16 protein-coding genes are annotated in these 18,174 nt (G+C 63.5%); 3 read left to right on the plus strand and 13 right to left on the minus strand.

What is annotated here, in order from left to right; genetic code table 11:
- Positions 1 to 9: 9 nt before the first annotated feature.
- Positions 10 to 798, minus strand: coding sequence for an IS66 family insertion sequence element accessory protein TnpB (gene tnpB / locus ACTTAI_RS18620; protein ID WP_081962565.1), 789 nt, complete (start codon positions 796 to 798; stop codon positions 10 to 12).
- Here tnpB and ACTTAI_RS18625 point away from each other — a divergent pair.
- Both ACTTAI_RS18625 and ACTTAI_RS18630 read left to right on the plus strand, forming a co-directional pair.
- Positions 777 to 1,022 (plus strand): transposase, encoded by a 246-nt coding sequence (locus ACTTAI_RS18625; protein WP_081962564.1) that lies wholly within the window; start codon positions 777 to 779, stop codon positions 1,020 to 1,022. The genes tnpB and ACTTAI_RS18625 overlap by 22 nt on opposite strands.
- A complete protein-coding gene (locus tag ACTTAI_RS18630; RefSeq protein WP_131023395.1) occupies positions 920 to 1,405 on the plus strand; it encodes an IS5 family transposase in 486 nt (161 codons plus the stop codon). Before ACTTAI_RS18625 ends, ACTTAI_RS18630 begins: the two co-directional genes overlap by 103 nt.
- A 13-nt stretch (positions 1,406 to 1,418) precedes the next feature.
- On the opposite strand, the gene gltS is transcribed toward ACTTAI_RS18630, so the two are convergent.
- The 9 genes from gltS to ACTTAI_RS18675 all read right to left on the minus strand — a co-directional run bounded on the left by gltS (position 1,419) and on the right by ACTTAI_RS18675 (position 14,126).
- The gene (gltS, locus tag ACTTAI_RS18635) at positions 1,419 to 2,624 is read right to left on the minus strand and encodes a sodium/glutamate symporter (protein ID WP_444452968.1); all 1,206 of its coding nucleotides are present in this window, start codon (positions 2,622 to 2,624) and stop codon (positions 1,419 to 1,421) included.
- A gap of 92 nt (positions 2,625 to 2,716) precedes the next feature.
- Positions 2,717 to 3,481: an enoyl-ACP reductase FabI gene (fabI, locus tag ACTTAI_RS18640; protein ID WP_035745640.1), complete on the minus strand. Its 765-nt coding sequence runs from the start codon at positions 3,479 to 3,481 to the stop codon at positions 2,717 to 2,719.
- Entirely contained in the window at positions 3,478 to 4,647 is a 1,170-nt protein-coding gene (locus tag ACTTAI_RS18645; protein WP_035745643.1) for an acetate/propionate family kinase, read from the minus strand. The genes fabI and ACTTAI_RS18645 overlap by 4 nt, the downstream gene beginning before the upstream one ends.
- Positions 4,644 to 6,038, minus strand: a complete 1,395-nt coding sequence (locus ACTTAI_RS18650; RefSeq protein WP_444452971.1) for a bifunctional enoyl-CoA hydratase/phosphate acetyltransferase — start codon at positions 6,036 to 6,038, stop codon at positions 4,644 to 4,646. The genes ACTTAI_RS18645 and ACTTAI_RS18650 overlap by 4 nt, the downstream gene beginning before the upstream one ends.
- A gap of 4 nt (positions 6,039 to 6,042) precedes the next feature.
- Entirely contained in the window at positions 6,043 to 7,800 is a 1,758-nt protein-coding gene (locus tag ACTTAI_RS18655) for a PHA/PHB synthase family protein (RefSeq protein ID WP_051693716.1), read from the minus strand.
- A 318-nt stretch (positions 7,801 to 8,118) separates the two neighbouring features.
- Positions 8,119 to 9,198 carry an alpha/beta hydrolase gene (locus tag ACTTAI_RS18660; protein ID WP_036707944.1) on the minus strand — a complete coding sequence of 360 codons (1,080 nt, stop codon included), beginning with the start codon at positions 9,196 to 9,198 and terminating at the stop codon, positions 8,119 to 8,121.
- 5 nt (positions 9,199 to 9,203) lie between these two features.
- Positions 9,204 to 10,316, minus strand: a complete 1,113-nt coding sequence (locus ACTTAI_RS18665; RefSeq protein ID WP_035745648.1) for an ABC transporter permease — start codon at positions 10,314 to 10,316, stop codon at positions 9,204 to 9,206.
- 7 nt (positions 10,317 to 10,323) lie between these two features.
- Positions 10,324 to 13,062 (minus strand): ribosome-associated ATPase/putative transporter RbbA, encoded by a 2,739-nt coding sequence (rbbA, locus tag ACTTAI_RS18670; protein WP_036707940.1) that lies wholly within the window; start codon positions 13,060 to 13,062, stop codon positions 10,324 to 10,326.
- Positions 13,059 to 14,126: an HlyD family secretion protein gene (locus ACTTAI_RS18675; protein WP_097031790.1), complete on the minus strand. Its 1,068-nt coding sequence runs from the start codon at positions 14,124 to 14,126 to the stop codon at positions 13,059 to 13,061. The genes rbbA and ACTTAI_RS18675 overlap by 4 nt, the downstream gene beginning before the upstream one ends.
- Before the next feature lie 259 nt (positions 14,127 to 14,385).
- On the opposite strand from ACTTAI_RS18675, the gene ACTTAI_RS18680 reads away from it, so the two are divergent.
- Entirely contained in the window at positions 14,386 to 15,012 is a 627-nt protein-coding gene (locus ACTTAI_RS18680; RefSeq protein ID WP_078543000.1) for a TetR/AcrR family transcriptional regulator, read from the plus strand.
- Between the two features lie 254 nt (positions 15,013 to 15,266).
- Here ACTTAI_RS18680 and ACTTAI_RS18685 read toward each other — a convergent pair whose 3' ends face one another.
- The 3 genes from ACTTAI_RS18685 to ACTTAI_RS18695 all read right to left on the minus strand — a co-directional run bounded on the left by ACTTAI_RS18685 (position 15,267) and on the right by ACTTAI_RS18695 (position 18,162).
- Positions 15,267 to 16,580, minus strand: a complete 1,314-nt coding sequence (locus ACTTAI_RS18685; RefSeq protein WP_444452976.1) for a terminase gpA endonuclease subunit — start codon at positions 16,578 to 16,580, stop codon at positions 15,267 to 15,269.
- A gap of 445 nt (positions 16,581 to 17,025) precedes the next feature.
- Positions 17,026 to 17,451 carry a DUF6362 family protein gene (locus tag ACTTAI_RS18690; protein ID WP_068767874.1) on the minus strand — a complete coding sequence of 142 codons (426 nt, stop codon included), beginning with the start codon at positions 17,449 to 17,451 and terminating at the stop codon, positions 17,026 to 17,028.
- 189 nt (positions 17,452 to 17,640) lie between these two features.
- Positions 17,641 to 18,162: a crossover junction endodeoxyribonuclease RuvC gene (locus ACTTAI_RS18695; protein WP_444452978.1), complete on the minus strand. Its 522-nt coding sequence runs from the start codon at positions 18,160 to 18,162 to the stop codon at positions 17,641 to 17,643.
- Positions 18,163 to 18,174 lie beyond the last annotated feature (12 nt).

An 18,174-nucleotide genomic window follows, 5' to 3' on the forward strand; every position in this document is an offset into this window, starting at 1 on the left:
ATGGGTGCGTTACGCGCCCGGGTTCTTGTAGAGACCGCGCCAGTCGATCGCCTTGGCGCCGAAGTCGAGGCGGCACTTGATCTCGACGCCGTCGACGTCGAAGCCGTTGCGCGTCTCGATGTAGGCGCCCTGCTGACCCTCGAGATAGGCGTACTCGATGGTGTCGATCTGGTTCGGGCTGGCCGCGAGATACCAGGCGGTCTCGCTGGCCGCGTCGAGCCGGGGCTCGCTGATCGGCGCCAGTGTGCGGATCGACTGCGGCACCACGCTGGACGTCGCGGCGGGCACGAGGTTCTGCGCGACCAGCTGCTCGGCCTTCAGTTCCAACGAGGCGGGCACGATCAGGAAGGCGGGCCGGACGTTCAGCACCGTCTTCTTGTCGAGGCCCGTCTGCTTGGCCATCGCCGCCCGCGCCGCGCCCACCGCATCGACCGCCAGCGCCGCGCCGGTGCCCGCGAGGTTCTTGTGCGTGGTGTGGAACAGCGCGTTGCCGTCGGCCATGGCCGGGTTCGAGGTAATGATGCCCCAGACCACGTCCGACTCCAGCTGCGCGATGGAATTGCCGTACATTGCCGGGATCCGGGTGAAGGCGTCGAGATCATCGTTGATCAGCGTCTGGCGCATGACCCCGTCGCGCACCTGTGGCCAGACGAACTTGCCGCCCTCGAGCCGCTTGTGAACCAGCACTATCCCGGTCTGATCCCAGATCAAGAGCTTGATCCGATCCGCCCGCTTCGCTCGGAACACAAAGGCGGCTCCGCAGAACGGGTCTCTGGATAGTCCGGACCGGTTGTCCATGGCGCGACTTGCCGGCGGATTTCGGCAAGTGGAACTCAGTGTTCAAGCGGTTCCGGCGATGGGTAAAGGCCGATGCGTTCTACCGCATGTTCCGAGCCCTGGCTGAAGATGCCGATTTTGGATACGCCATGATCGACGGCAGCATCGTCAAGGTTCACCGCCACGGACAGGGCGCAAAAGGGGGACGCAAAGCCAGGCCATCGGGCGCTCTCGCGGAGGGATAACAACCAAGATCATGGCTTTGGCCGATGCGGTCGGCAACCTGACCGACTTTCGGCTGCTGCCGGGACAGGCCCATGATCTGCGCGGCACAGGGGCGCTGATCGATGGCCTGACGTGTGGCCAACTTCTTGCCGACCGGGCGTTCGATGCCGATTGGCTGCGCGAGGCGCTAACCGGTGCAGGGATCGAGCCGGTCATTCCGCCAAAGTCCAACCGCCGCTTCCCCGCCGAATTCGACCGCGAAACCTGCAAGTGGCGGCACCTGATCGAGAACCTCTTCGGCAGGCTCAAGGAATACAGAGGCATCGCCATGCGCTGCTGCAAGACTGATGAAAGTTTCAGCGCCTTCATTGCTCTCGCCGCAACCGTCATCCGACTCCGGTGAACGTCAACACACCCTAGCCGACCAGCGCCGAGATGATCAGCGCGTTGACGATATCGATGAAAAAGCCGCAGACCAGCGGCACGATCACAAAGGCCCGGTGCGCCGCGCCATGTTGCTGCGCCACGGCGGTCATATTGGCGATGGCGGTGGCGGTTGAGCCGAGCGTGATACCGCCAAACCCGGCCGAGATCACCGCCGCCTCATAATCGCGCCCCATCGCGGGGAACACGACCCAAATCGTGAATCCGACCGTCAGCAGGATCTGCATCACAAGGGCGGCGGTAATGAACAGAAGGACGCCGTTCAGCTCCCAGACCTGCAGGCCCATCAGCGCCATGATCAGGAAAAGCCCGAGTGACAGATCCGAGATCAGCGCCAGCGCATCATCGACCCCAGGCCAGATCCGCCGCACTAACCGCCTCGGGGCCAGCGGCAAAAGGTTGCGCAGCACGATCCCCGCGACAAGGCAGCTGACAAAGGCTGGAAGCGTGACGCTGGCCGCCGTGATCGCCTCATGCAGCGCCAGCCCGATCAGCACGGTGACATTCAGCGCCAGGATCGACCAGAGGATGCAGAAGTAATCCATCCGGACCGCGCGCCCCTCATTCGGAACGCCGATGTCCAGATCGCGCTTGTTTTCCGCCTTCAGCCCGCCCCGCCGGATCAGGAGCGCCGCAATCGGCCCGCCGATCACACAGGCCGCGATTAGCCCGACAGTATTGGCCGCGACCCCCAGTTCCAGCGCATTCGTGATCCCCAGCTTTTCGGCGAATATCGGTGCCCAGGCCAGCGTGGTGCCAACGCCGCCGGTCAGCGAAACCGAGCCGACCATCAGCCCGGTCTTCGGCTCCATTCCAAAGAGCCTCGCCAGCCCCATCCCCGCGAAGTTCTGCAAAAGGATGAAGCTGGTCGCAAGGATCAACAGGATCACCAACGGCCTGCCCCCCGCAAGCAGCGTGCGGATATCGGATTTCAGCCCGATACCGGCAAAGAACACCAGCAGCAGGAAATCACGGATCCCCACCTCGAATGAGACCTTCAGATCGAACAGCGCCCAGAGGAGCCCCGTTACCGCGATACAGAGAAAGCCGCCCGCCACCGGCTCGGGGATCGAATAGCGGCGCAGAAGATCAATGTTCAGGGTCAGGATCTTGCCCGCGATCAGCAAGACCACGGCAAGATTGAAGGAATGGAAGGGATGAACCGTAAAGAAGGTCACGCGGCGGCGCCTGTCAGAATGCTGTCAACTGATGTTGATTCCGCTTTGCCCCGGATCCGCCTTCCGGTCAAGGGCGGGGCCCCGCGCCTGCCTCAGGCGGTGGTGTGAAATCCGTTATCGGCATAGACCACCGATCCGCTCATGGGACTTGCGGCCTCGGTTGCCAGAAAGGCCGCCAGCGTACCGATCTCTTCGATGCTTACCAGTTTTCCCGCAGGCGTACGGGCGCGAATCTTATCCATCAGCGCATCGAACCGGTCGATCCCCGAGGCGGCGCGGGTCTTGACCGGACCGGTTGAAAGCGAAAAGGCACGAATCCCTTCGCCCGCCAGATCGGCCGCCGCATAGCGGACCGAAGCCTCCAGCGCGGCCTTTACCGGACCCATGAGGTTGTAATTCTCGACCACCCGATCCGCGCCGTAAAAGCTGACCGTGATCAGCGAACCACCCGCCTGCATCAAAGGCCGCGCCAGCCGCGCCATGCGCAGGAAGGAGTGGCAAGAGATATCCATCGCCGTCGCAAAACCTTCGGCCGAAGCGTTGACAACGCTGGTGTGCAGATCCTCGCGCGGGGCGAAGGCGATGGCATGAAGCAGAAAATCAAGCCGCCCCCATTCAGCGGTAATGCGGTCAAACACGGCTTCCAACTGGCCGGGTTCACGCACATCGCAAGGAAGGAACAGCGGCGCACCCACTTCCTGCGCCACGGGTTCGACCCATGGCCGGGCCTTTTCATTAAGAAAGGTCAGCGCCAGCTCTGCCCCCGCCGCGCGAAAGGCCCTGGCGCAACCGGCGGCGATGCTGGCCTCATTCGCCACGCCAACCACGAGGCCGCGTTTGCCTTTCAGATCAATCATGTCGCTGCCTCTTCGCTGACGGCCTCCTGGGCGATGATGCTTTCCTCATCGGTCGGAATGACAAGAAGCTGCACCCGGCTGGCGGCGGTGCTGATCCTGCGCGACCCTGCTTCATTGGCATCGGGGTCAAGCTCTGCCCCAAGCCAGGCCAGCCGCGCGGCGACACGGGCGCGGATACCGGGCTGATGCTCGCCGATTCCTGCCGTGAAGACCAGCGCATCGATCCCGCCCATGCTGGTCGCCAACCGTGCCACCTCGCCCGCGATGCGCAGGCAAAAGAGGTCGATCGCCTCGGCAGCCTCTGGGCGCGTGCTGGCCATCAGCTCGCGGCTGTCAGCCTCGAAACCCGACACGCCCAGAAGGCCGCTTTCACGATAGAGCATGGTCTCGACCTGTTTCAGGCTTTGCCCCATTTCGCCCATCAGATGCAGGATCACGCCGGGGTCCAGCGCACCCGAACGCGTCGCCATCGGGATGCCGTCCAGCGTCGAAAACCCCATCGAGCTGTCGATGCTCTTGCCGCCCCGGATCGCACAAAGGCTTGCGCCGCTGCCCAGATGTGCGGCGACCACCTTTGCATCGGTGGCCAGATCGCCCAGTTGCCCGGCGATATAGCGGTAGGAGAGACCATGAAAGCCATAGCGCTTGATCCCCTGATCATAAAGCGCGCGCGGCAGGGCAAAGCGGCGGATCAGGGGCGGGTTGGTGGCATGAAACGCCGTGTCGAAAGAGGCTGTCTGTGGCACATCGGGGTAAAGCCCCCGCATCGCCCGGATCAGCGCAAGGCTTTGCGGCTGATGCAGCGGCGCAAGCCGCGCCAGCGCGTCGATCTGCGCGATCACCTGATCGGTGATCCGGGCTGGTCCTGTGAAGACATCGCCGCCATGCACAACCCGATGGCCGATCACCGCAAGGCGCGAAAGATTGAAATGCCCGGCCAGCCAGGCAAAAGCCTGGTTCAGCACGGCTGTCAGATCGCCGGGATCCGCTGTGATCGGGCCTGAAAAGGTCTTGCCCTCGCGCGTCAGGCGCACTTCGAAAGGCTCATCGCGGAAATCGATCACGCCCGACGCCAGCGGGCGCGGCGCGGCGGCCTCCAGTGCGTAAAACCCCAGCTTGATAGTCGAGGATCCGGTGTTGAATGTCAGGATCAGATCGCGGGTCACGCCTTCCCCTCCGCTTTGCGGACCGCGACCAGCTTGGCCAGCGCAGCCGAGGCGATGCGGGCCGATAAAGGATCCGCCCGGCTTGTCAGAACGATTGGCACCCGTGCGCCCAGAACCAGCCCCGCGGCCGTGGCGCCCGCGAAATAGATCAGCTGTTTGGCAAGCATGTTCCCGGCCTCGAGATCCGGCACCAGAAGAATATCGGCCTCGCCCGCCACCTGCGAGACGATGCCCTTCGTCGCCACCGCCTCGGGGCTGATCGCATTGTCGAAGGCCAGCGGCCCGTCAACCAGCGCGCCCGTGATCTGGCCTCGAGCCGCCATCACCGTCAGCGCGGCGGCATCCAGCGTGGCGGGCATCGTCGCGTTCACCGTCTCGACCGCCGCCAGCACCGCGACCTTCGGCTGATCGCGCCCCAGAAGCCGCATCAGATCGACGGCATTCTGGCAGATGTCGCGCTTATGCTCCAATGTCGGTGCGATATTGATCGCGGCATCGGTGACGATCACCGGCTTGCGATAGGCGGGCACATCCATCGCATAGACATGGCTGATCCGGCGTTCGGTGCGCAGGCCGCCGCTTTTCGAAACCACCGCCGCAAGCAGTTCATCGGAATGCAGGCTGCCCTTGACCAGCACCTGGACGTTGCCACAGGCCGCCAGTTCCACCGCCCGCGCCGCCGCTGCATGGCTGTGCTCTGTCTCCTCGATCCGGAAGCCGTCAAGCGAGACCCCGGCCTCGGCGGCCGCCGCGCGAATCTTTGCGCCGGGACCGATCAGGATCGGGTCAAGCAGGCCTTCGTCGCGCACCTCGATCGCGCCAAGGATCGCGGATTTCGAACAGGGATGCACCACCGCCGCCCGCACCGGGGGCAATGCGCGGGCCTCTTCGACAAAGCCCTGCCAGCGCCCCTTCGGCAAGACCGCCGCCTCGGGAAGGTCACCCGGCACCCAGGTCACCTGCTCGACCGGGGCCAGCACCAGCGCCTCGCCCGAAAGCACCACCTCGCCCCGCTGATTGCGGGCGGTGGTCGTCAGGCGGACACGGTTCTTGCCCTCGATCAGCTCGGCCACTTCAACTTCGGCGGTGATGGTATCGCCTGGCGAAACCGGCTTGTTAAAGCGGATCTGCTGGTCGAGATAGATCGTCCCCGGCCCCGGCAGGCGGGTGCCCAGCACCGCCGAAATCAGCGCCGCAGTCCACATGCCGTGCACCACGACATGGCCAAACGGCCCATGGGCGGCGAAACCGGCATCCAGATGCGCGGGGTTGGCGTCGCCGGAAACAGCGGCGAACAATTCAATATCCTTGGGACCGACGTGGCGGACAAGACTGGCGCGGTCGCCGATTTTCATCTGGTGAAACAGATAGTTGGTCAGAGTGCCGGTCATCTTGTCACCTCTGGAAAACATATGTGCCGGGCGCATCTGCCAGCGCGTTGCCCATTGCGGGCGGCGCGGCGGGGGCACCCGAACGCGCGGCAAGCCAGGCCTGCCAGGGCGTCCACCACGAACCCTCGGTTGCAGGATTGGCCTCGACCCAGGTCTCGGGCGGCAAAAGCGCGTCGTCATGGGCGCGGGTCGCCAGCCGGTAGCGGCGGCGCGGGTGACCGGGAGGAGAGACGATCCCCGCATTATGCCCGCCCGACGTCAGCGCGAAAGTCACCTCGCAATCGGTGAACTGGTGGATTTTGTAGACCGACTTCCAGGGTGCGACATGATCGCGCTCGGTCCCGACGGCAAAGATCGGCACCCGGATGTTCTGCAACAGAACTGTCTTGCCCCCGGCGGTGAAGCGTCCCGAAGAAAGCTCATTATTCAGATAAAGCCTGCGCAGATATTCGGCATGCATCCGATAGGGCATCCGGGTGCTGTCGGCATTCCAGGCCATGAGATCATTCATCGCCGTCCGCTCGCCCATCATGTAATCGCGCACCATCCGGGACCAGATGAGGTCATTCGAGCGCAAAAGCTGAAACGCCCCCGCCATCTGATCGGCAGAGAGATAGCCGCGGTTCCACATCATGCTTTCAAGAAGATGCAGCTGGCTTGGGTCGATGAACAACGCAAGCTCGCCCGGTTCGGCGAAATCGACCTGCGCGGCAAGCAGCGTCAGCGAGGCGAGACGCGCGTCCCCCTTCCCCGCCATGGCAGCCGCCGCGATCGACAGCAAAGTGCCACCCAGACAATAGCCGGTGGCGTGGATTTTCTGATCGGGCATTAGACGGGTGATCTCATCCAACGCGGCCATCACGCCCAGCCGGCGATAATCCTCCAGCGTCAGATCACGATCCTCTGCACCCGGATTGCGCCAGGAAATGGCGAAAACCGTGTGGCCCTGCGCCACCAGCCAGCGGATCAGTGAATTCTCCGGGCTGAGGTCGAGGATATAGTATTTCATGATCCAGGCCGGAACGATCAGCACCGGCTCGGGGTGCACGGTTTCTGTCGTGGGCGTATACTGGATCAGTTCGATCAGGTGGTTGCGGAAGATTACCTTGCCCGGCGTCACCGCCACATCGCGACCCGGTGTAAAGGCCTCGACACCCTCTGGCGGCTCCTGCCGGATCTGGCGGACGACGTCCTGCAGCCAGTTCTGCCAGCCCTTCACAAGGTTCATGCCTCCGGTAGCCCAGGTCCGTGCCACAACCTCGGGATTGGTAAAAGGGTTGTTCGAAGGCGCACAGACATCAAGGATCTGTTTCGCGGCAAAAGACACCACATCCTCGTGGTGCTTCGTCACGCCCGGAACCTCATGGGTGACGTTATGCAGCCATTGCTGCTGCAGCAGGAAAGCCTGCGACATCCAGCTGAAGGGCGGTTTCGCCCAGGCTTCACCGGCGAAACGGCGGTCGCCCGGCAAGGGCGTGATGACCGGCGCGGCCTGCGGATCCATCGCCGAGGCCATCAGATGCGCCATGAGACGCTGCCATTTGCGGCCCGCCTTGACGCCCAGTTCCATCTGCTTGCCCGGTGCCTGCGCCAGATGAAAGGCCCAGTCGACATAGGCCATCATCAGCGAGCCGGGCGAGACCCCGCCGCTGAGCTGTCCCGAGAGCGCCTCTCGTATGCGGTCAACGGCCTGAAAAGCCTCGATGCCAAGGCTTTCATCGCCGGTTGCACCCGAGCCATCTGATTTGGGAGTAAGGGCCATGTCGCGTCTCCAATTTACCGGCGGAAGTTAGCACAGAACTATCAACGAGTGTTGATCGAAATCAAAGAGTTCAAGATTTTTCTTGAACATAGGCATTGCGCCCAAGGCCCGATGCCGACGACATGTCGTAAAGCGCCGTCAAACCGCCGAAACAGCCGCCCCCGGACTGAACAGGCAAAGCATCGGCGTCCGGCGGCGGACACGGAATCCCCTGTCCCTGCCCTGATCATCATGGACGATTACCGGCAAAACGGCGCGACGTCGAGGCCATGACCCGGCCAATGCCGCTGGCACCAACGCCGGGCCAAGGCCGCGGCCTCAATCCGCCAGCACATCACCGATGCCAGTGAAGACACCGCCGACCTGATTGAAGACAAAGGCCCCAGCCAAGCGTACCTCACCGAAAAGGGTGTTTTCAACCACAGCCCCGGCCTCGCCGGAAAGCAGGCCGACATAGCGGCTGTGGGCGGGATCATCGGTCGGAATATCGGTAATATCCACGATCCGTATTCCGGTCGCGACCGCCAGGCGCTGGACCGCCGGATCACGCACATCGACAAGCCCAAGCCGTATCCGACGTGCCGAAAGCCGCGACGACAGTTTCAGCGCCAGATCGTCCGAGGAGACGAGCACCGTGATGGGATGCTTCATCGGCCCAAGGCTGACCATCTGGGCGCGGAAAAGATCGATATCAATATCCGGGGCGGCAAGGATGACCTCGATCCGGTCCAGCACATCGTCCCGCCCGGCAAGACGCAGTTGCACCAGCGTCTCCATCGTCAGCCGCGCGCCCATGCTGTGAGCCAGCACCGGCACCGCGTCGGAAGCGGACCGACCCTTTGTCAAAAGCCGCAGCAGATCGGCAAGCGCCGCGCGGGAAAAGTCAGACGCGTCACGATCAGCCAGATAGGCGCCCGGATAGCCTGCCGAGGGCCATGTAAAAAGGACGGGCTTTTCCTCGATATGCGCATCGACCGAAAGCTGCGCGGTACGGAACAAGGCCTCATGAAAGCGGGTGTTGAAGCCGTGGACATAAAGCCCGACCCCCTCGCGCGAGAGACGCTTTGCAAAGGCGTCACGGCTAAGCGTCTGCCGGCTGCGCATCACGAAATTCCGGTCGGCGCTGCTGCCATTGCGATCCGGCCATTCAATCTTTCCCGGCCGATGGCCAGGCGGCACCGAGACCTCGTATTCCAGCCAGCTTGGCCGGATGGAGCGAGAGTCGCCAAAGGCCCCCGGCAGATTTGCCTCGGGCGCGCGGGTGGTCATGGTCAGCACCCGGACAAGGCGGGCGCCCTCGGGCAGGGCACCGGCATCGGGGGCCAGAACTTCCGGCCCCGGACGCGCAGCGCAGCCTGCAAGCGCAAGCGTCAGGATCAGAAGCAGGCGGCCCAACATATGCCTTACCGCAGGAATTTCTTGAATCGTATCAGTGCCACCCAGAACAGCGCCACCCCGATCGCCGCCAGCGCCGCGAACTGGGGCCAGACCACGTCAAGCCCCGCACCTCGGAACAAGATGCCCTGCGAGAGGATGATGAAATGCGTGTTGGGGGCTGCAAGCATGATGGTCTGGATGATCTCTGGCATGGATTCCCGCGGCGTCATCGCGCCTGACAGCACCTGCAGCGGCAAAAGCGCCATCATCAGCAAAAGCGCGAATTGCGGCATCGACCCGGCGATGGTGGCAAGGAAAATTCCAAGCCCCGTCATGGCGAAAACCATCAGCACCGCGCCCGCAAGAAACAGCACGACCGAGCCCTGCACCGGAACCGCCATCAGCGCCTGCACCACAACACTTAGCGAAAAGATCGACCCCAGCAGCACCACCAGCCCCATCGACCAGATCTTGGAAAACATGATCTCGGTCGTGGTGACGGGCATGACCAGCAGGTGCTCGACCGTGCCATGTTCCTTTTCGCGGATCAGCGCCGCGCCGGTCAGCACCAGCGACAGCATGGTGATCGACCGGATCACGGCGGAAATCGCGCCGAACCACTTCGGATCCAGCGAGGGATTATACCGCGCGCGGAGCGCCAGATCGACCGGCAGCGCGGTCTCGGCCCGGTAGCCCGCCACATATTCCGAAACCTCGGAGGACACGATCTGCTGGATATAGCCGCCGCCGGTGAAGGCCTGGCTCATCCTTGTCGCGTCGATATTCAGCTGGATCGCCGGGTTTTTTCCGGCCAGCACATCGCGCGCGAAATCCGGTGGGATGTTCAGCGCAAAAGTATCCAGCCCCTGATCCATCCGCCGATCCATCTCGGCCGTCGTGGTCATCTGCGGCTCGACAAAATAGGGCGGATAAAAGGCCGAGGTGATGCGGGCGGAGAGATGCGACTGATCCTCATCCACGATCGAGATCGCGGCATTCGTCAGCGCCTCGGGCGAGACGTTCGCAGAGGTCCAGATCGAGAGCGAAAAGGAATAGACGATCAGCACCAGCATCACCGGATCGCGCCAGAGCCCGCGCAATTCCTTGACGCCCAGATTGAAGGTGTTGCGCAGGTTCATCCGCCCCTCACTTCGCCTGTTTTTCCAGGAAGGCCGCCGCCAGCCCGATAATCACCGGAATGGCGATGCCCATGGCCAGCATCGGCCCGGCCAGTTCCGCCATTCCGAAGGCCTTGGAGAAAGCCCCCCGCGCGGCGGTGATAAACCAGGTCGAGGGGTAGATCTCGCCCAGAACCCGGCCAAAACCCGACAGCGAAGAGACCGGGTAGATCAAACCCGAATAGCTGACCGCCGGGATCATCGTCAGCATGGCGGTCGCGAACAGCGCCGCGACCTGACTTGCGATGAAGACCGACACCAGAAAACCAAGCGCCGTGGTCGCGGTGACATAGATCAGCGCCGAAAGGGTAAAGCCCAGAAAACTGCCGTTGAAGGGCACTGCGAAGAATGTGACCGCCATGGCCATCATCAGGAAGAAATTCAGCATGGCCAGCGCGATATAGGGCAGCTGTTTGCCAAGCAGAAATTCCAGCCGCGTCACCGGCGTGACGTAGAAATTGATGATCGAGCCCAGTTCGCGTTCACGCGCGACCGAAAGCGTGGTCAGGATCGCCGGGATCATCAGCAAAAGCAGCGGGATGATCGCCGGCACCATCGCATTCAGGCTGCGCACGTCGGGGTTGTAGCGGTATCGGGTCACCAGTTCGAAACTGCCGCCGCTCGCCTTGTCACCGTAAAGCTGACGCGCCTGACGTGTGATCCAGTCGGCATGCATGCCCTGCACATAGCCCTGCACCGTATTGGCGCGGCTGGGGTTGGCGCCGTCGAACCAGGCCCCGACCTGCACATCCCTGCCTGCCGCGATATCGGCGGCAAAGCCGGGCGGGATCTCGATCGCCAGCGCCAGCTCGCCCGAGCGCATTCTTGCGTCGATCTCGTCGTAACTTGTCAGGGCCGGCTGTTCGATGAAATAGCGCGATCCCGCAATATCGGCGATATAATTGCGGCTGGTGGTGGTCTGGTCGCGGTCAAGGGCGGCGAAGGTCAGATCCTCGACATCCATGTTGATGCCCAGCCCCACCACGATCATCAGAAGAAGGCTGCCGACCAACGCCATGGTCAGCCGGATCGGATCGCGCTGCAATTGCAGGCTTTCCAGCTGCGAATAGCTAAGCAGTCGCCGCAGGCTGAAGCCGGATTGCTGCGCGTGATGGGTCACCCCGGCTGCGGGGGCCTCGGGCGCGGCCTCGGGCGCAGCGGCGGGGGCGGGTGCCGTCTCGCCAATCGCCTCTTCAAGATAGGCGATGAACGCGTCTTCCAGCGTGGCGCAACCTTTGGCTTTCGTGATCCCCTCGGCGGTGTCCGAGACCAGCACCTTGCCCGCATGCATCAGGCTGATGCGGTCGCACCATTCCGCCTCGTTCATGAAATGGGTCGAGACAAAGATCGTCACGCCATCCTTGCGCGATAGTTCCGCCAGAATGCGCCAGAAGCCGTTGCGCGCCACCGGGTCCACCCCCGAGGTCGGCTCGTCAAGGATCAGGATCTCGGGCGCATGGATCATCGCCACCGCCAGCGAAAGCCGCTGGCGGATACCCAGCGGCAACGCCTCGGGCAGGCTGTCGGTCACGTCGCCCAGATCGAACCGGGCGATCATCTCGTCAACCCTGGCGGGGATCTTCTCGGCCGCCATATCGAAAAGCCGCGCGTGCAGATCAAGGTTCTGACGCACCGTCAGCTCGGAATAGAGCGAGAAGGCCTGCGACATGAACCCGACCCGGCGGCGCACCGACAGATCGCTTGCATCGACCTCATGGCCGAAAAGCTTTGCCCGGCCCTCACTCGGCTCCAGAAGCCCGGTGAGCATCTTCATCGTCGTCGTCTTGCCGCAGCCGTTCGAACCCAGAAAGCCGAAAATCTCACCCCTAGGGATGCGGAAGGAAACATTATCGACCGCCACGAAATCGCCAAAGCGCTGCGTCAGCCCCTCGGCCTCGATGGCGATATCGCTGTCATCGGTGGTCCGCGGCGGGATCACCACGGCACTGTCTTCGCCCCGGTCTTCTTCGGGCAAAAGCGCGATGAAGGCTGCATCAAGCGTGTCGGCCCCGGTCCGCGACAGCAGATCGTTGGTGGTGCCGGTGGCCAGCACCCGGCCCGCATTCATCGCAACCAGCCAGTCGAAGCGCGCGGCCTCTTCCATATAGGCGGTGGCGGTGATCACGCTCATCCCCGGCCGTGTCGCGCGGATGCGGTCGATCAGATCCCAGAACTGGCGGCGCGACAGCGGATCGACGCCGGTGGTCGGCTCGTCAAGAATCAGGAAATCGGGATCATGGATCAGCGCGCAGCACAGACCCAGCTTTTGCTTCATGCCGCCCGACAGCTTTGACGCCGGGCGCGACCGGAACGGCGTCATGCCGGTCGCAGCCAGCAGATCGGTAATCCGCCGCTCGCGTTCGGCCTTGTCATGACCGAAAAGCGAGCCGAAGAAATCAAGGTTCTCTTCGACCGAAAGCGTCGGGTAGAGGTTCTTGCCCAGACCCTGCGGCATATAGGCGGTGCGGGGGCAGACGCGGTTGCGATGCGCCACATCGCGCATATCGCCGCCCAGAACCTCGACCTTGCCCTGCTGGATCACACGTGCCCCGGCCAGCAGCGACAGAAGGCTGGACTTTCCGACCCCGTCTGGCCCGATCAGCCCGACCATGCGCCCCTCAGGGATCTCCAGCGTCACATTGTCAAGCGCCGTGACCTTGCCATAGCGCAGCGTCAGGCCGGAGACCCCGGCAACTGAGCCGGTCATTTCGCGACATTGGAAAGAAAGTCAGGCCAGGCGGCATCCGGATCAAGCCGCAGATAGGCCATGCCCGGCAGGCCGGTTTTGACATATTCGATATGCCGCGACAGCAGCTCGGGGTCGATGCGGGCACGGACGCGGAACATCAGCTTTTCGCGCTCATCGGCGGTCTCGACCGTCTTTGGCGTGAACTGCGCCACATCGGCAACATAGGAAACCGTGGCCGGGATCACGAATTCCCGCGCCGCATCCATGACAAGGCGCACCTCTGATCCGACCTGCACCCGGCCGACCTGCGATGTCGGCAGAAAAACCGTCATATAGACATCGCCCAGATCGACAAGGCTGAGGATCCGCCCGCCAGAGCCGACAATCTCGCCCTCTTGTGCGATGCGATACTGGATCCGGCCCGTGCGCGGCGCTTTCAGCGTGGCGTCGTCCAGAGAGGCCTGGATCGCATCAATCGACGCCTTTGCCGCCTCGACGGCCGCACTTGCATCGACCACCTGCGCCTGCGCGCTGCTGACCCCCGCCAGCGCTGCCGCATGGCTGGCTTCGGCCGAGGCCACACCGGCGCGGGCCTGGGCGTCCCGGGCGCGGTCATCATCCAGCACCTGCTGCGAGATCGCACTGGTCTTTGCAAGCTGCTCAGAGCGTTCAAGCCTGCGCGACGCGGCATCGGCAACCGAGCCTGCCTGATCAACCGCGGCCCGGGCCGCGCGCTCTTGTGCCTCGGCCTGAGCGACCAGCGCCCTTGCTGTCTCGACGCCGATTTCGGCGCGGGCAAGCTGCGCTTCGGCCTGACGTTTTTGTGCGTTCAGCTGCACCACGTCCATCTGCACCAGCACATCGCCTGCGCTGACCATGTCACCTTCGGCAGCGGTGATTTCGGCGATTCGGCCGCCGGTGAGCGCCGCGATATCCACCTCGGTCGCCTCGATCCGGCCATTGGCGCTGGCAAAACCCGCCGGCAGACCGGCGGGTTGCAGCCGGTCCCAGGCCAGCCAGCCAAGCACGGCGACAACGGCCAGGCCGCCCAGAATAATGGTGTTTCTGCCGGGCTTTGCCATGATCTGCCTCTGATTGCTGTGCTGATGGATGCTTCGCGCATGTCCCGATGCGGTTTTCGCCCTACGCTCCCCTGTTGTCAACGCTCGATGACAGGGTAAAAACCTGTATTGTCGCGCAAAAGCGGCTGCTGGTTGTTTGCTGTTGAAAAACCAGCTAAACAACACGACCCGGTGTGGGCTGCACCTTGCCGCACCTCTGCTCCGGGGCAGCATTTTCAGTTTCTTCGCGTCGAAGCCACCGGACGAACACAAGCCACCCATGCCAAGGACGCTCAACTCAGCCAACTCGACCGACCGCATGCCGGGGCAGGCAACCGGGAAAGAACGCATTCTTGCATCGGCGATGCTGCTTTTCGCGCGGATGCCCTATTCCGACACCAGCCTGCGCGACATCGCCGCCGCGGCTGGGGTCGATGTGGCCTATGTCCATCGCGCCTTCGGGTCGAAGGCCGAGATATTCCGTCAGGCCTTGCTGGCGCTTGCGCCCCTCGATGACATCGCCGCAGGGGACCCCGATGGCGCGACCATGATCAACCGGATCTGCGATCTGGCCTTCCTGCGTGATCCGCGCAAGGTAGAAGATGTCAGGCCGCTTCATTTACTGACACAGTCCAGCCTCTGCAGCGAGGCGCGGGCGATCATTGCGCAATTCTTTGGCACGTCACTAGCCCTGCCTCTAAGCAGGGCGTTTGGCCATGCGGATCCGGGACGGGCGCATTTCGCGCTTAGCCTTCTCAGCGGTTTCGTGACCCATCGTGCGATTTTCGGGCCTGCGGATTTGCTGGCTATCCCCGAGGCGGATCAGCGACAGATGCTGCAAACCGCCCTGATGAACGCAATGCTGCCTGGTTGTTCAGATGGGGTATTCGGCTGGCGTCCCATCTAGACCACTATCCAAGTCAGCTTGCCAACTGCGATCCTGTATAAGTCATGTTGGGATTTCCGCGTTTCGTGCGGAGATTTCAACACGATTGATCGGACGCCTCAGGTGCTTTCAGGCGGCTATATACGGTCGGTCAGATGGCCGCTTGGATCGAGTGTCGGTCTCGTAGGTAGCGCGCCCCCGCACCAAACAAATCAACGATATCAAAATGTTGGAGCCCGACTTAAACCGTCGGGTTTTTGCTTTTGAAATTCTTGTCAACACCTGGTCAACATTTGCAGAGGCCCCCATCGAAGGCCCTGCGGATGGGCGAGTGCTTCCATTTTCCCGATCAATGGAAATCCCGACTCGGAAACAGCTTCCGTGCCTGTTCGCGGGGATGGCGCGCTGTTGGTCTCCTGCTGCCGCCAGTCGGGCGCTTTCCCGGTCTCGACCCATGTCTCGCCTAGGATGGTGTTGCGGAACGCCTTGATCGCCTCGTCCGACCCCTGAGCTGCGTCCCATGCCCGAACGATCCGCTCCCAGCTCAGCCAGCCGATCGGCGAATAGAGCGCCGAGAGGTGATACCCGACCGTGGTCGGATCGGCGGCCGTGGCGGTCGCCCGCCACTCGCCGCCTTCCAGCATCGCCGTCTTGTGGTGTTCCGTGATTGCCGCGTCGCAGCCCTCGAAGTGATATTCCGCCGTTTCCGGCTTACCCTTCTGCCAGCGCAGCCGGTCGAACTTCAGCCATTGCATCGCGCCGCAATGCGGGCACGGCACGAAGTACCGGCGCTGGTCGCTCACCTCGTATTCCCGTTCGATCCGGCTCAGCCCCCGGATGGTGGGCGTCGACACCAGCAGCACCTTGCGCCGATGGGCGAAGGTCAGCGACCGTGCCTCGGCCAACGTGACCGGATCGCCTTCCTCGTCGGCCGAGGCGGGATAGGCATCGACCTCGTCGAGGAAGATGTACCGCGCCGGGGTGGACCGCAGCCCGACCGCCGAATTGGCCCCGGTCATGATCAGGATGCCACCCGCGAACTCCTTCGACAGCATCGTATTGCCCGCATCTCGCGACCGGGCCGGTTTGACCCGCTCCCGCAGCTCGGGGCTCTCGTCGATCAGCGGGTCGATCCGCTGGCGTGAGTTGCGCTTGGCAAGTTCCACCGTCGGCTGGACCGCAAGCATCGGGCCCGGTGCCTGGTGGATCGCAAAGCCGATCCAGTTGTTGCCCGCCTCGGTCGCCCCGACCTGCGCGGCCTTCATGAACACGATCCGCTGCATCGTGTCGCCGGCCGACAGCCGGTCCATGATCTCGCGCATGTAGGGCGTGCGCACCGTCCGGTGCCCGAGCACGATCACCGGCGCTTCGGTCAGCCCGAGCTGCGTCGCGGCCAGCACCCGGCCATGGCCCGCTATCAGTTCGCCGTCATCGCCGACGAGGCAGGGCACGGTCCAGCCGAACTCGGCCATGCTGGCGGCGATTTTTGCGACCTGGTCGGGCCCGTGCACCTTCGCGTTCTTCGCGTAGGGTTGGAGGCGCGCAAGCGGCCACATCTCGATCCGCTCGGGGGCGAAGGCGAGGTTCATGCAGGTTCCTGTCGATGATAGGTCGGCATCCGCTGGGCTGGACTCCGGCGCGATGGGGTCCGCCGGCTTCCGGCTGGACTCCGGCATCCGCGGGGTATCCACCCCGCGCGGCCGGTCAGATGCTTGAATTCACGAGGGTTTCTTGGCGTCGCGGCTGGACGCTGGACTCCGGTGGCTTCCCAAAAATCTGGCCCTGTCGCTGGCGAAATGCCGAGCTTCGCCCGCCAGCATACGAATATCGCCAGGAAGGAACCAAGATATCAAAGGCTTGGCAGTTCGGACCCCGACTGGCCCCCTCGCTGGACCCCGGAAGCCAGCGGCGCGGCCAGTGCCTGCGCGCTCCTCTCCCGAGTATATTGAATCTGTAGCGTCCTGGACGCGATCTGTCTTGGCGTCTGGTGTCTCGCTTGAAAGTGTCTCGCCCACGCGACGGCTCTTGACAGATTCAGGGCGTCACCTTCGCCACCACGAAGTCCATCGACCGCTTGGTCGGCACGCGCTTGCCGTTCAACCGCCACACAATGACGGCGATGCCATACTGCCAGCGCCGGTTGGCGGTGGCGCGGCTGATGCCCAATTCCCAGCAGATCGGCTTCCATGGCTTGCGGTTCGCGCGCAGCCACAAGAGGCGCGCGTCGGCCGGGTCGAGCCAGCGCAACCACAGCAGCGCGTCGTCGGCTTGGGTGATGTCGCGCGGGCCAGGCTTCGGCCGTCGCATCCGGGGTTCCTGACCGACCTGATCGGCGAAGCTGTGGAAATACTCTGGCCAGGCGTTGAAGTAGCCCTGCGGCTTGACCTCGGGCAGCGACCGGAAGACATCGGCAGCGCTTTCAAGGCGCGCTTCGACCACGGCAGGCGTCCACTCAGCCATTGGCCACCTCCCTTGGCTCGACACGCGGGCCGTAGAGTTTTTCACCCAGCTGGCGGACCAGTTCTTGCTCGGGCCAAGTGAGACGGGGGTCGTCGATGGAGACGGCCAGCAGGCCATGGTCGTGCCAGCCTTCCTGCTTGACGCGATCTGGATCACGGCGGGTGCCACCATAGCCTCGGGGATACCACCTCACGCGACACCCCCGTTCGTTTCGATTGCCCAATGCAAGATGGCGATGGCATCCGCCTCGTTGTCATCGGCGGGACTGAACCCGCGCGCCCGCGCGGCCGCGATCATCGCCTGCTTGTCGGCGTTGCCCTTGCCGGTGGCATGGCGCTTGATGGTGCCAACCGGAACGCCCTCATAAGGGATGCCGCGGAGTTCAGCCCATGCGGTGAGCGTGGCCATCAGCCCGCCATAGACATGGGCAGCGTCCGTTCCGACATGGCGGCGGACTTCCTCGAACCAGATCGCAGCGATGGGGCACGATAGCCGGTCGACCTCGGTCAGCCAGTTGGTGAAGCGAAGATACCGCATACCGCCGCCGTCGAACCGCCCGGGGCGAAAGGACATCGTGCCAGAGGTGATCAGGCCGTCATGGCCACGCAAGGCCCAACCTGTCGTTGTCCCGAGGTCGAGGGCAAGGATGCAGGACGTGGAAAGGCGCCCCTGTTCGAGGTGCAGATCCGCAGTCTGGATGGTCGGCGTCATGTTGAAGGCTCA

This window comes from Rhodobacter capsulatus (assembly GCF_052363175.1).
GTDB lineage: Bacteria > Pseudomonadota > Alphaproteobacteria > Rhodobacterales > Rhodobacteraceae > Rhodobacter > Rhodobacter capsulatus_D.